A 15,080-nucleotide genomic window follows, 5' to 3' on the forward strand; every position below is an offset into this window, starting at 1 on the left:
GTTCCGTCGCCTCCGGCATTTGGCTGTGCTTGCTCTACAACGGTAACGATACTTTCATCATCGGTTGTACATGGAGCAGTTGCTGCAACTGTATACGTGTGAGTACCATCGCCATTGTCCGTCCACGTTCCGCCGGTATCGGGTGAACCTGTCAACTGTGAGAACAAGTCCACATTGGTGAATGTATCACCTTGGCAAATGTTCAATGTTCCGTCGATTCCTGCATTTGGTTGTGCCTGCTCGGTTACGGTTACAATACTTTCGTCACCAACCGTACATGGAGCAGTCGCTGCTACAGTATACGTATGTGTACCATCGCCATTGTCCGCCCACGTTCCGCCGGTATCCGGGGAACCGGTCAGTTGCGCGAACAAATCTGCATTCGTAAATGTTTCGCCTTGGCAAATGTTCAATGTGCCATCAATGCCTGCATTTGGTTGTGGTTGCTCGGTTACCGTTACGATGCTTTCGTCATCGGTTGTACAAGGTGATGTTGCTGCTACTGTATACGTGTAGGTGCCATTGCCATTGTCGACCCATGTTCCGCCGGTATCGGGTGAACCTGTCAACTGTGAGAACAAGTCCACATTGGTGAATGTATCACCTTGGCAAATGTTCAATGTTCCGTCGATTCCTGCATTTGGTTGTGCCTGCTCGGTTACGGTTACAATACTTTCGTCACCAACCGTACATGGAGCAGTCGCTGCTACAGTATACGTATGTGTACCATCGCCATTGTCCGCCCACGTTCCGCCGGTATCCGGGGAACCGGTCAGTTGCGCGAACAAATCTGCATTCGTAAATGTTTCGCCTTGGCAAATGTTCAATGTGCCATCAATGCCTGCATTTGGTTGTGGTTGCTCGGTTACCGTTACGATGCTTTCGTCATCGGTTGTACAAGGTGATGTTGCTGCTACTGTATACGTGTAGGTGCCATTGCCATTGTCGACCCATGTTCCGCCGGTATCCGGGGAACCGGTCAACTGTGCGAACAAATCTGCATTCGTGAATGCATCGCCTTCGCAAATATTCAATGTTCCATCGATTCCCGCGTTTGGACAAGTATATACTGTAATATTAACTGTAGCATATTGTGTATAACCTCTTGCATCCGTTATTCCATAAATAAAAGAATCAGGACCTGTAAAGTCTGTACTTGGTGTATAAGTAATGTAATCATCTTGAGGATCGGTGGGTGAACCGTTTTCGTTTAACGAAATACTACCGTTGGTGGGTGTACTAACGATAAATATAGCTCCTGAATTAGGACCGTTGCCTCCAAAATCATCATTATTGGTAACTAAAATATCAATGGAATTATTCTTTTCTACCGTAGCGCCATCATCTAAAGGAACAGGAAAAAAACTATCTGTAGTATCATCAAGTAAATTACCATCTGTATCATCACCATCATCTGAAATGTCAACCGTATCATCTGGACCGTATGGACTATCTGCCAATACACTTACCTGATTGATTACTCCTCCTTCATCAATTTCATTTGTAGTCAATACATGGCCAGCAGTATATGTCGCCACTTCATTTGGCAAAAGAGTTCCTTCTAGAGAACCCATTGTAGAAGATAAGAAATTTGGCGGGGTACTTAATCCTATACTATTTCCACTAGCATCTTTAAAAGTATCGGTTACATCAACATTCGTAACTTTTACGTTACCGGTATTTTCAATTGTTATAGTGTAATCCACTGAATCTCCTGCTTCTACAGGAGAACTAAAATTATTAACTACAGTTTTGGTAATTTCAATCTCAGGTTCTGCAATAATTAAGTTAGATATCACAAATTCTACATCTTCTTGAAAAAGTGAAAGTAACCCCGATACAGAAACATCCATATCTATAGAATTTACCGCTTCATCCATTCTCATGGTTCCTCCGCCTGTACCATAAAATGAATTATCACCACACTCGCCCCCATTAAAACTCAAAAGAGCATCGGCATCTATTGTAAATTCTGTATTTGTGAATTGAAAAATATCGCCATTATTACCAATATTGGTCCATGAGCCGTTGGTAGATTCAAACACACCTGCATTTGTTCCTGTTAAAATACCCAGAGGAAGAAGACCATATGTACCAACTTTATCTACATTTAAAAACGGGTTGGTAATGAACACCTCATCTCCGGTTATCGCATCAAAAAAATGAAATGCTATTGTTCCCGTAAATAATGGATTGATGGAAACACCTAATGAAGTTTCCCCAAAAACCGCAGGATCTGGATTACCATAAGTGTTGTTAGAAATACAACCCATAATCTCATTTCCCGTAATTGAGACTCCGCCCGTAATTCTACATTCAACTCTTACAAGTCCATCTGAACTTATAGATTCCCAAGTGGAAGATGCTGGTTTTTGCACCCAACTGGTCGTGTTTTGAGAAAATAATGATATAGGAAAAAGAAAGATTACTAAAAAGCAGAAAATCCCCTTCCATATAGTATTTTCAATAGTATGTCTTGATTTAGTTTGGATCATATGCTAAAAAAAATCCATTAATACAATTTTCAGTTTTAATGGATATAAGTCTTACGTTAATTAAAGGTAACAGTAGCATAGTGACCACTAAACTAATTGTTGTCAATACACCGAAAAGAACGGTATACTAGGTTAAACCTGTGGAAAGTATAAGCGAAGCAGTTAATTCGTCTGCTAAAAAGTGAATTTAATCGATTACATGTATTTGTTTACCGATGGATATTATCGTTTTAAAAAAATAGGGCCGTCACTAAAAAAAAGAGAGGAAAAAAGTACAGGTTTACAAAAAACGGACTGTATTTAGCAAAGAATAATCAAAATTAATTCCTTGCTAAACCGTAAAAATAATTGTAACCTATTTAATTAAACTTGCAAAATTAAAGGTGGCATTTACAAGGTTGTCCCTACTCTGCTCCATAGCTTGATTTAAAGTAGAAATGCCTCTTACGATCGATGCCACATAATTTAACCCGAATTTTTGTTGTTGTGCAACGCTAATACTTACCGAGCCACAGAGTGCGGCAACCGGTATATTCTTAGATTTAGCAGATTTTACTACCCCATCTATGGTCTTACCAGAAAGCGTTTGCTTGTCTAACTGACCTTCGCCGGTAATGATCCAATCTACTCCTTCAATAGCATTATCAAAATCTGCCAATTCTTTTATCAAATTATTACCAGAAATTAATTCGCCATTGAGAAAAACAAGGGCGCCACCACCAACACCACCTGCTGCACCGGAGCCACTTACCTTCTGTAAATCGATTTCATAGCGATTCTTGATAATTTCTGCAAAGTTGCACAAACCCTGATTTAGAAATATAATCTCATTTTCAGAAGCACCTTTTTGTGCCCCATAAATATAGGCGGCACCTTGTAGCCCATAAAAAGGATTGGTGACATCACACGCGACTTTCACTTTTACCCCATCTAATCTATGATGCTTGTTGGAATCATCTATAGTTTTCACCTTTGAAAGATGTTTTCCTATTGGGGATAACTCCAGTCCTTTTTCATCCAAAAACCTAAAACCCAACGCATTTGCCATGCCCATACCACCGTCATTGGTAGCACTGCCGCCAATACCTAAAATAATTTCTGTTGCTCCTTTTTCAAGCGCATCATAAATTAATTCGCCTGTTCCAGATGTTGTCGTTTCCATGCAGTCAAACTCATCTACATTCAACAATTTTAATCCTGATGCTTCCGCCATCTCTATGTAGGCAATCTTTGTTTCATCAGAATATAAATAAGAAGCATTTATAGGTCTAAAAAGAGGATCGTTTACAGTTATGGTTACCGTTTCTCCTTTTATATAATGTTTAGCGACTTCCATGGTACCATCACCGCCATCTGCTAAAGGCTTTTTCAAAATTTCGGCATCATTGAACACCATTAGGAGTCCTTCCTCTACGGCATCACAAAATTCGAATCCGGTTAGTGAGCCTTTAAACTTATCTGGTGCTATTACAAATTTCATTGCTATAAGATTAATTTAAAATACTTGGTAATGCAACACTAAAAGCAACTATTGCAATAAAATACGCAACTAAAATTGCTACTTCTTTTTTACCGCTGTAATATTCGACCTCTAACCCTTCGTTCACCTTTCTTTTAACCGTGTAGCTAACCCCAAGCGCTACCAATACGGTTACTAAACACCCCAGTGCATTCCACCAGAACCAAAAGATTTGAGGCACATATAGCCATAGGTAAACATTGAACAATACCCCAAATACTATACCTATATTGGCACCAAGAGCATGAGTTCTCTTAGTAAGAATTGCCAAAATAAAAGCTGCCAAAATTGGACCATAAAAAACAGAACTTATTTTATTGATGACTTCTATGACCGTACCTTCTATATTACCTGCAAAAAATGCAAAAAACAAACAGACCAGACCCCAAAAAATAGACAGTAACTTTGAATAGGTCATGTATTTTTTATCTGGCATATTAGGGTTGAATCTTTTTACGAAGTCTTCCATAGTTACCGCAGATAAGGAGTTTACCGTAGAACTCAAGGTAGACATAGCTGCTGACATGATGGCTACGATCAAAATACCGATTACCCCATTTGGCAAATACTTAATTATAAAGACCGGCACCATTAAATCTGCCTTTTTTCCCTGTAATGAAGTTATATTGGCTTGGTACACGGTTTCCATCTGTTCTTGAAAACTAACATCTTGCAACATCAATGTACCCAACACAAGCCCCATAATGCAATAGGTCAATGTAAACGGAAAACGCAATAATCCGTTTGCCATCATCAGTTTTTTAAGGTTAGACATGCTACTTGAAGATAACAATCGTTGCGATTGGGTTTGATCGGTACCGTAATAAGAAGCATACAAAAAGAATCCGCCAATGACCATGGGCCAAAAACCAAATTCATCATTACCATCGGCATTGTTAAACCCCCATTTATTAAAATCTACCGCTGTAATTCTATCAGTATCTACATGGGTAAGAAAATTATCTACTCCGCCAAGTTCGTTAAATCCGAAATATAGACAAATGATTATACCTATAAACAGGATACTCATTTGAATGACATCGCCCCATATAACCGCTTTCATTCCTCCTTGAAAAGAGTAGACCATGGTAATGAGTCCGATAATTAAAATGGAAATCCAAAAATCCAATCCAATTGTGGCCTGTAAGATTAAGGCCATAGTATATACCATAACCCCTGTAGCTACAGACCTGCTAATTTGAAAAACGAAACTTATTAATAAACGCGATGAAGAATCAAATCTTTTCTCTAAATATTCATATACGCTAACAATACCTGACTTATACAGTGTTGGTAATACCGCAATAAGCAAAAATGCCATTGCCAATGGTACACCAAATTCATACGTAAGCCACTGCATACCCCCACCATCTTTTAAACCGACGAAAGCAGGTGCCGAGATAAAACTTATGGCAGACAGTTGGGTTGCCATTGCCGATAAGCTTAATGGCAGCCATGATGTTTTACGACCACCCAAAAAGTAATCGCCACCAGAGTTATTTTCCTTGAACATGAAGCCCAAACCTAAAAACCCTGCTAAATAAACAACAATAATGATATAGTCAACGTAGTTCATACCTTAGTTTTTAGTTTTTAGAATCAATAGACCAACCAATACAATGCTGAACATATAGAATGCAATTAAAAAGTAATCAATATAATACATGATTTATAATTTTAGTCTGTATTTACCATGTCTATATACAAAGCTGCACTCCACGAAAAATTGTTACCTCCGTATCCCGTCTGATTTTTATCTCCGGTATCTCGTCTACAGTCAAAATATTCGTAAAAACCGTATTGCTCAATCAGTTCTAAACTGTCTTTTTTAATCCGCTCTGCTAGATCTGTGTAACCGTTACTTCTTAGCCCACGAAAAAGCATCCAGTTCATATTGATCCACACAGGACCTCTCCAATATTTTCTAGGATTAAAACGATCATCAGTAGGATCAAACGATGCACATAGGTATTTATCTTCTCCACCGAACTTCTCCATCATTGTTTTCACTAAAACCTGAGCTCTTTCTTCAGATGGAATATGTGCGAACAAAGGTGAAAAAGACGATGAAGTAATGTGACGAATAGGTTTCTCGTTTCTTAAATCATAATGCACATATGCCCCTAATGCCGCATCGAACAACTTATCATTGAAAATTTTAATACTTTTTAATTGCCATTGAGATAGCGTTGCAATTTTATCTTCATGACCCCCGATCAATTCATATAATTCAATTAACGCCTGATTAGATTTTATAAGCATTGCATTGAACAATGGATCTTGAACCAAAAAGGGGGATAACTCGGCAATTTTAGCATCATCATAATTGTGCTCTTTAGCAATATCGATAAGGTGCAGATAATGATCATACTCCCTTTTGGTAGGGCGCTGGGAAGCATCTACATGCGTAGTATCTTTTCTAACAAATGTATACTCCGGCGGATTCATGGTTTTCCAGATATCATCCCATACTGGGGAGTTGTCCGTACCAGATTCCCAGTTATGATAAATGTAGACCAACCCTTCATCTTTTGGGTCTCTATTTTTGTAGAAATACACGTGATTGTCAAATACCTTATCAATCTCTTCTTTGATAAAGTGCAACATATCATCCTTATCTTCTGCAATACGATACATTTCTTGTAACACAAAACCAGAAACCGGTGGTTGTGTCATACCAGTAGATCTATATTTTTTTGATGATAAAGGATGCAATTCAGATTGATGAAAATCTGCCCCAGGGAAATAGGAATCGTTCTCCGTATGAAAAACAATATGTGGTATAAATCCGTTTTCCCACTGTGCATCAAACAAGGTTCTCATTTCGGTTTTAGCCTTTTCTACATCGTAATGTGCAAAACCGATAGCTATAAAACCTGAATCCCACTTCCATTGAAAAGGATACAGCCCTGCACTAGGTATTGTAAATCCACCTTCTTGAAAATTTGCATCCAAGATCGCAATAGCCTTCTTATATATTTCTTTCTTCATATTTTGTAATAAACAACCTCAGCAACTAACCTACGAGGCATTGAATTGAAAACTTAGTCCTTTTATCGACATAAGTATCAACATATTAATTATTGAAATATCGAGTAAAAAAACACATTGGCAATTGTCTAGACTACCAATGTGCCTATCAATAAACTTAAACGAACAACAAATTCTTTTTAGAAATTAAAGGTGGCCGTCACAAATAATCTTCTAGGTAGAATTGGTCTACCTACAAAGAATTGAGATTCTGTTTGACCTGCTGAACCTGCTCTTGGATTCCCTTCCGTAATTCCGTCACTATCAAACAAATTAAAGACCGATACCCCCAAACGAACCGAATTATTGTTATCCTCTTTTGAGAATGTATAACCGGCACCTAACCTACCAATTGTTATGGCATCTAATTCTATATTATTGGTATCATCGGTGAATTTTGAACCTGTGTAGTTGAAACCGAAATTGGCATCAAGAGCAGCATTGTCATAATACAGTCCCAATCCACCCAACAAGTTTGGCTGTCTAGCCAATTCATTACCAACGTTAGCTTCTGTAGACGTACCGTTTACCAAATCGAAATCGGTATTTTTTGTAATCTCGTGGTTTTGATATGTAGCATTACCACGTAGATTTAAATATTGTGCAAGGCTGTAATCCCAAGTTGCCTCAATACCTATAGTCCTTGTGTTTTGCTCAGCTCTGGTTTCATCTATTAATTGACCACCAACAATTGCCTGTCTAATGGAAATACGATCTTTAAGACCTACGTAATACCCTGCAACTGAACCTGAGAATTTTTGGTTTCCGAATTTGGCACCAGCTTCAAACTGAATAATGTTCTCAGCATCGTACGGACTTTCAGAAATACCAGGAACCGGAGCAAAACCTCTTAGTTGTGGAAAAAAGTATCCTTTAGAAAAGTTTGCGTATAGATTGGTAGTTTCGGTTAACTCATAAAGACCTGCAAGTGATAGCGCCCAAGCATTTGCATTTACTTCTGTTCTTAAAAACGTACCATCTGCAGTTTGCACATCACTTAATGCAGCTGTAAGTTCAGGGTCAGCATATACCGTTTCGCTCATAATACCACCACGGCTATTGATACCATCTGTATGTTCCCATCTAAAACCAACATCAAAACGCCATTTGTCCAAAATCATCTCGTCTGTAACATATAATGCTACTCTATTTTGAGAAAGATAGTTATTGGCAGTTTGACCAATACGGTTATATAAACCGCCTTGAGAATACACTACATTATTTCCACTGGCATCGGTATAATTTAAGTTTACCAATTGAGGGTTATTATTGAACTCTGTCAACACTCTATATTGATAATTTACATCTTCTGTCTCAGTACGGGCTATATAAGAACCTACGGTTATGTTATGGTTACCACCATTTGCCGTTTCAATAGACTTAGTAAGGTTGATCTCACCAGAATAATCTGTCATTGGACGTAAACGATCCACATGCAAATTATCTATTACCAAGTCGTTACCGTTAATTTGAGCACCTGACCCACTTTGGTAAGCAGCAGTATACCCTAAATTACCAGGAGCTATACTTTCTACATAATTATCTAATGTTATCGGATTTCCGTTTGTTCCATTTCCTCCAACATAAAGGGCAAAGTTGTGCTTGTAATTTGCATATTTAATTTTGGAGGTCAATTTAAGGTCATCTTCAAATCTGTAATTGAAATCACCCATAAGGTAACCACCTGAGGTAGCAACACCATCCGAAATAGGACTATTATAGGTTCCGCCTGGTGTGTTGAACGAGGTATTTGCCAAATCACCGGATAACAATTGTTCAACCGGGTCACCATCATTACCGTTTATACGTTCTCTACTACCACCACTTAATGGAATTGGAAGGTAAAATTGAGCTTTGTCGTCAATAAACTGTCCGCTCAACGTAAAAGAACCGTTATCGAATTTCTTTTTAATATTACCTCTAAACTGAACACCTTTTGTTGGAAGACCAACATCTATAGGACCTCTATCATGACGTACAAAACCAGTAAAAGCGTAATACGTGTTAGAATCTTCACCACCTAGTTGACCACCGGAATAGAAGTCCGTTTTTATTCTACCTTGGTTGGCCACTTCAATATTAATAATGTTACCAGGGTTTGTATCTCCCGTTTTACTTGTGTAATTTATAATACCGGCAACAGAACCTGCACCATATAATACCGCTGCACCACCACGAACAAATTCAACACCTTTAAAACCTATATCTGGTCTTGCATAGACATCATGCGCAGAAGAATTTAGTCCGAAAGAACTAATTAAAGGCATTCCGTCATATTGCAGTGGGTTAAAAACATACTGACCACCGGAAGGCAAACCTCTAACGAATATATTACTTGCCGTTTCACCACCACCACCTTCAGCGGTAATACCTGGGACACTTCTAAGAATATCTGCCTGACTGTTAGCGGATAGCTTGGTTATTTCTTTCATTTTCACAGAACTGATCGATAAGGGAGCCTGCTTTTGAGAACGAAATGTACTTGATGCGGTTAAAACTACCTCATCTAATAACTGACCACCTTCTTGAAGCACGACATTTACCGTTTGTTTAGTACCATTTAAGGTCAAAGATTTATCTACCGAAGTAAAACCGATATACGATATACGTAATATCTGCTCACCAGTAAGGTCTGTTGAAAAAGAAAAATTACCATCAAAATCTGATGTTGTACCCGAAGTGCTACCTACAATTAAAATATTTGCACCGGGAATAGGGTCTCCTAAATTGTCCGTAACGGTTCCAGAAATATCGGTCTGTGCAAAGGAGCTTACACTGATAAGAAGTCCGATTACCGCAAAAATAATTTTCTTCATAATGTTTGAGTTTTTTTTAAGTTGAGTCGATTTAAATTATCAAATCGTTGATTTTTAAGCCAAATTATATGAATATAGTATTCTATTAACCTAAAAATAACGAATTACCTATGCAAACGTTTGCGAAAACGTTTGCAATTTAATTTGTAATATTGTTATTCTCTCAAATTCAACATAATTTACTCATTTCCAATCATGAGCAAAAAAAGAAATACCACTTTAAAAGAACTTTCTAAAGAATTGAGTTTATCTATCTCAACAATTTCAAGGGCACTGAACGATCACCCGGATATCAGTCTTGCAACCAAGGAGAAAGTTAAAAAACTAGCCAAGCAAATGAATTACGTTCCTAATTTATTTGCCAGAGGCTTCCGTTCAAGAGAAACACATATACTAGGTGTTATTGTACCCAACATTTCACACCTATTTACTTCTACGATCATAAAAGGAATTATTGAGGAAGCCGAATTAAGGGGGTACAGAGTAATTATATCTGAATCTAATAATGACGACACCAAGCAGACAGAAATGCTAAATACCATGACCCAATTTGGAGTTGACGGAGTGCTAATGTCATTGGCCAGAAAGACAAAAGATGTAGAAGAAGTATTAAAGGTTTTAAATAGAATACCTATTGTATTATTTGACAAGGTATCAAGTAAAATACCTTGCACCCAAGTTGTTATCAATGAAGAAGAAGCTGCTTTTAACGCTGTTGAACATCTAATAGAACTTGGCAAAAAACGAATTGCCATAATTAAAGAAACCGAAAATTCATACAACTCAGAAAAAAGATTTGCCGGTTATTTACGCGCTTTAAACCAATATAAAATACCCGTACGAAACAAGCTAATATTAAGCACCGAAGATATTTCATTGGGCAATGGAAGACGTTTGGCCAATATTCTCATTAGTATGAAAAAACGTCCAGACGCCATTTTTGCCATCACCGATAATGCTGCTATTGGCGCCATAAAGGCATTACATAAATTTAAGATCAAAATACCCGATGAAATTGCCGTAGTAGGTTTTAGCAACTCTATCAACTCAACCATCATCAGTCCGGCTTTGACCACTGTTGACCAACCTGGCGACAAGATCGGCAGAACAGCAGTTCGTTTTCTAATCAAGGAAATAGAAAGTCAACCCAACGAAGTACATACCAAAACTGTTGAGATAAAGACCAGTTTGATCGTTAGGGACTCTTCACTAAAAGCTTAAAATACGAACACTTGTTATAACGGAATATTGCCGTGCTTTTTCTTTGGCAAGACCGCCACTTTATTTTCAAGCAGGGTATAGGCTTTTATGAGTTTCCTCCTGGTGTCTTTAGGAAGAATAACCTCATCTATAAATCCTCTTTGGGCGGCACTATAGGGGTTGGCAAATAACTTTGCATATTCCGCCTCCTTTTCAGCTAATTTTGCTTCTGGATCATCAGCAGCGTTTATTTCCTTCCTAAAAATGATCTCACTTGCACCTTTGGCTCCCATAACGGCAATTTCCGCTCCAGGCCACGCATAATTTAGATCGGCACCAATATGTTTGGAGTTCATAACATCATACGCACCGCCGTATGCCTTTCTAGTAATTACGGTTACCTTAGGTACCGTTGCTTCACTTAGGGCATACAGTAATTTTGCACCGTTTGTGATAATACCATTCCATTCTTGATCAGTGCCCGGTAAAAACCCAGGAACGTCTACCAATACTAAAAGCGGAATATTAAAACAGTCGCAAAAACGAGTAAAGCGCGCAGCCTTTTTAGAGCTATCAACGTCTAACACCCCTGCCAAACTAATAGGTTGATTGGCAACAATACCAATACTTTTGCCTGCCAACCTAGCGAACCCTACAACAATATTATCTGCATAGACCTTATGTATTTCAAAGAAAGTATCCTCATCAACAATACCATTGATGACATGGCGCATATCATAGGGTTGATTTGCATTCTCAGGAATAATATCTTCCAATACATCACGTACCTCATTACCAAGTGCATAAGGAACATCTGCGGGTTTATCTTCACAGTTTTGAGGCATATACCCAATCATCTGCTTAATTTGTTCAATACATTGAATATCATTGGCAGCCGTTAAATGTGTTACACCAGATTTAGTGGCATGTGCCGATGCGCCACCAAGTTCTTCTGATGTTACTTCTTCATTGGTTACCGTTTTTACCACATTAGGGCCAGTAACGAACATGTAGCTAGAGTTTTCTACCATTAAGGTAAAATCGGTCATGGCTGGCGAGTATACCGCACCACCGGCACAAGGTCCCATAATAGCCGAAATTTGAGGAATTACTCCCGATGCCATTACGTTTTTATGAAAAATATCCGCATAACCACCTAAGGAACGAACACCTTCTTGAATACGGGCACCGCCACTATCATTAAGACCGATCATTGGAACACCTATTTTCATGGCCATATCCATAATCTTACAGATTTTTTCGGCATGTGTTTCAGACAAGGCACCACCAAAAACGGTAAAGTCCTGTGCAAAGACGCAAACTTGCCTTCCGTTGATCGTACCATAACCAGTGACTACTCCGTCACCATAAAAACCTTGTTTTTCCATTCCAAAGTCTTTGGTACGGTGGGTAACCAAGGCACCCATTTCTTCAAATGAACCTTCATCCAATAAAAAATGAATTCTTTCATGAGCAGTTAACTTTCCTTTGGCATGCTGTTTATCAATACGTGCTTGACCTCCACCCAATTTGGACAATGCCAGTTTTTCCGCTAAAATCTCTTTATTATCTTTCATGCTACTCGTTCAAATCTTATTTGCAATTCTACACTCTACTCTTCTGCCAATTAGAAGAATTTTTGGACGGAACCTTTAAAACCTTTTCATTTTCCTTATACAACTTCAATGCTACCAAGGCCGCTATTCTTCTTTCTTCGGCATATTGCATTTCTAAATGCTCTGGCGAATAGTAGTTTTTAACAAAATGGGTGTCAAAATTCCCTGAAGTAAAGGCTTCATGTTCACAGACAAACTTTCCAAAAGACAAGGTTGTGGCAACACCCTCTACTTTATAATTTTCAATAGCCCTAATCATTAATTGGATAGCTTCTTCCCTGGTTTTACCATAGGTAATCAACTTGGAAAGCATGGGATCATAATAAATAGGCACTTCCATACCTTCTTCAAAACCGTCATCAACACGAATACCCTCACCTACCGGTACTTTATAGGTGGTTAATGTTCCTATACTGGGCATAAAATCTGCCAAAGGATCCTCTGCATACACCCGCACTTCAAGTGCATGACCATTTATTTTTAAATCTTCTTGGGTAAAAGCCAACGCTTCTCCACGAGCTACTTTTATTTGTTGCTCTACCAAGTCGACCCCAGATATCAACTCAGACACCGGATGCTCCACTTGAAGCCTTGTATTCATTTCCAAGAAATAAAAATTCTTGTTTTCATCCAACAAGAACTCCACCGTGCCTGCACCAACATAATCGCAAGCTCTAGCTACTTTTATGGCGGCTTCTCCCATTGCATTTCTTATTTCTGGAGTAAGTACAGCTGAAGGAGCTTCTTCTACTACTTTTTGATGTCTTCTCTGAACACTACATTCACGTTCAAATAGATGAACAATAGTACCATGGGTATCGGCAAGTACCTGAATTTCTATATGTCTGGGCGAGCCTACATATTTTTCTATAAAAACAGATCCGTCGCCAAATGCCGCTTGTGCCTCACTTATTGCCCTTTGCATCTGCTCTGGTAAATCCTTCAAGTTTTCAACTACCCGCATTCCCTTACCACCACCACCTGCAGATGCTTTTATTAGTATAGGAAATCCTATTTCTTTTGCAACTTTTTCGGCTAAGACCACATCTGTTATAGCTTCTTCAATACCGGGAACCATAGGAATATCATAATCACGAACCGCCTCTTTTGCCGCCAGTTTATTCCCCATTACCTTAATGGCATGAGGTTTGGGTCCAATAAAAGTGATTCCGTTGTCCTCCACCATTTGTGCGAAAGTCGCATTTTCACTTAAAAATCCGTAACCAGGGTGAATACCATCTGCACCTGTATCCTTTGCTGCGTTAATTACTTTTTCCATCACAAGATATGATTCTGATGAAGGGGCAGGACCAAGTAAAACTGCCTCATCTGCAAACTTCACATGTGGAGAATGACGGTCAACTTCAGAATATACAGCTACGGTTTTAATGCCCATTTTTTGAGCGGTCTTCATTATCCGTAATGCTATTTCACCTCTGTTGGCTATTAGTATTTTTTTCATTAAAACTTAATTTTCCTTTTATACAATGGTGGCTATAAGATTGTGTCTATTCCATTTCAATAATTAACTGCCCTTTCTCAACAGCATCATCTTTTTTAACTTCAATTGATTTTATTACACCTTCACCCTGAGCCAGAATAACATTCTCCATCTTCATAGCAGATAGTACCAGTAAAGGAGTACCCTCTATGACCTCTTGCCCAACGTCTACCAAAACATCTACAATTAACCCGGGCATGGGTGCTTTTACCTCGTTTAGTTTTTGAGTGGTTACCGCCAGCAATCCCATCTTTTTAATTTGCTGATCATACTCATCTTCAAGTTTAACATCATAAATATTTCCGTTGATGGAAAGGGTGATGGTCTTGTTCAAAAAATTGGAATGAATTATTTCTACGTCAAAAGCGCTATTCTTATCTAAAACATGAAGCGTATTCTCATTGACCAATATACTATCTAAAGAATCTACATCATTAGTGCTACATTGTAATTCTTCTTTGTTTACGGTAATTAGGTAATTTGACATATTTGGATCTTATAAATGCAAAAGTTAAGTAAACCAAAGATATCGAAAAAGTTTGTGGATGAATTTTAAAGTATTGAAATGACCTGCTCCGTTAATTATTTGAATAATAGGGATACCTATAATTTAAAATGGTATACCGAATAAAACACCGAATATCAGGTAATATAGCGAAGAATTGATTTTATTTATAATAGTAGAGGTGTCGGGAAAAACAGCGAAAATGACCGTAAACATTGACCAAAAACAAAAAATCCAACCTAAATAAATAGATTGGATTTCGCTTTTTGCTCCCCCTCTTGGGCTCGAACCAAGGACCCTCTGATTAACAGTCAGATGCTCTAACCAACTGAGCTAAGGAGGAAAATAACCCGTTTTAGTTTCCTAAAGCGGGTGCAAATATAGTAGTTTTTTGAAAG

At 38.3% G+C, this 15,080-nt stretch carries 9 protein-coding genes and 1 tRNA gene; 1 reads left to right on the plus strand and 9 read right to left on the minus strand.

Annotation, left to right across the window (positions count from 1 at the left end):
- The 5 genes from PXC01_RS00015 to PXC01_RS00035 all read right to left on the minus strand — a co-directional run.
- The coding region (locus PXC01_RS00015; RefSeq protein WP_276470329.1) for a DUF7507 domain-containing protein at nt 1-2,495 on the minus strand (2,495 nt) is incomplete at its 3' end.
- 355 nt (nt 2,496-2,850) lie between these two features.
- Complete coding sequence (locus PXC01_RS00020) at nt 2,851-3,975, minus strand: glycerate kinase (RefSeq protein ID WP_276470330.1); 1,125 nt, start codon at nt 3,973-3,975, stop codon at nt 2,851-2,853.
- Between the two features lie 10 nt (nt 3,976-3,985).
- The gene (locus tag PXC01_RS00025) at nt 3,986-5,590 is read right to left on the minus strand and encodes a sodium:solute symporter family protein (RefSeq protein WP_276470331.1); all 1,605 of its coding nucleotides are present in this window, start codon (nt 5,588-5,590) and stop codon (nt 3,986-3,988) included.
- 101 nt (nt 5,591-5,691) lie between these two features.
- Complete coding sequence (locus PXC01_RS00030; protein ID WP_276470332.1) at nt 5,692-7,005, minus strand: amylo-alpha-1,6-glucosidase; 1,314 nt, start codon at nt 7,003-7,005, stop codon at nt 5,692-5,694.
- Between the two features lie 179 nt (nt 7,006-7,184).
- Complete coding sequence (locus tag PXC01_RS00035) at nt 7,185-9,860, minus strand: TonB-dependent receptor (protein ID WP_276470333.1); 2,676 nt, start codon at nt 9,858-9,860, stop codon at nt 7,185-7,187.
- A gap of 195 nt (nt 9,861-10,055) precedes the next feature.
- On the opposite strand from PXC01_RS00035, the gene PXC01_RS00040 reads away from it, so the two are divergent.
- On the plus strand, nt 10,056-11,081 hold the full coding sequence (locus PXC01_RS00040; protein WP_276470334.1) for a LacI family DNA-binding transcriptional regulator: 1,026 nt from the start codon (nt 10,056-10,058) through the stop codon (nt 11,079-11,081).
- A 14-nt stretch (nt 11,082-11,095) separates the two neighbouring features.
- Here PXC01_RS00040 and PXC01_RS00045 read toward each other — a convergent pair whose 3' ends face one another.
- The 4 genes from PXC01_RS00045 to PXC01_RS00060 all read right to left on the minus strand — a co-directional run bounded on the left by PXC01_RS00045 (nt 11,096) and on the right by PXC01_RS00060 (nt 15,025).
- The gene (locus PXC01_RS00045) at nt 11,096-12,637 is read right to left on the minus strand and encodes an acyl-CoA carboxylase subunit beta (protein ID WP_276470335.1); all 1,542 of its coding nucleotides are present in this window, start codon (nt 12,635-12,637) and stop codon (nt 11,096-11,098) included.
- Between the two features lie 28 nt (nt 12,638-12,665).
- Nucleotides 12,666-14,138: an acetyl-CoA carboxylase biotin carboxylase subunit gene (gene accC, locus PXC01_RS00050; protein ID WP_276470336.1), complete on the minus strand. Its 1,473-nt coding sequence runs from the start codon at nt 14,136-14,138 to the stop codon at nt 12,666-12,668.
- A 46-nt stretch (nt 14,139-14,184) separates the two neighbouring features.
- Entirely contained in the window at nt 14,185-14,664 is a 480-nt protein-coding gene (locus tag PXC01_RS00055; protein WP_276470337.1) for an acetyl-CoA carboxylase biotin carboxyl carrier protein subunit, read from the minus strand.
- Nucleotides 14,665-14,951: 287 nt separating this feature from the next.
- A tRNA-Asn gene (locus tag PXC01_RS00060) sits at nt 14,952-15,025 on the minus strand.
- Nucleotides 15,026-15,080: the final 55 nt, after the last annotated feature.

It is taken from the genome of Maribacter huludaoensis (genome assembly GCF_029350945.1).
Lineage (GTDB): Bacteria > Bacteroidota > Bacteroidia > Flavobacteriales > Flavobacteriaceae > Maribacter > Maribacter huludaoensis.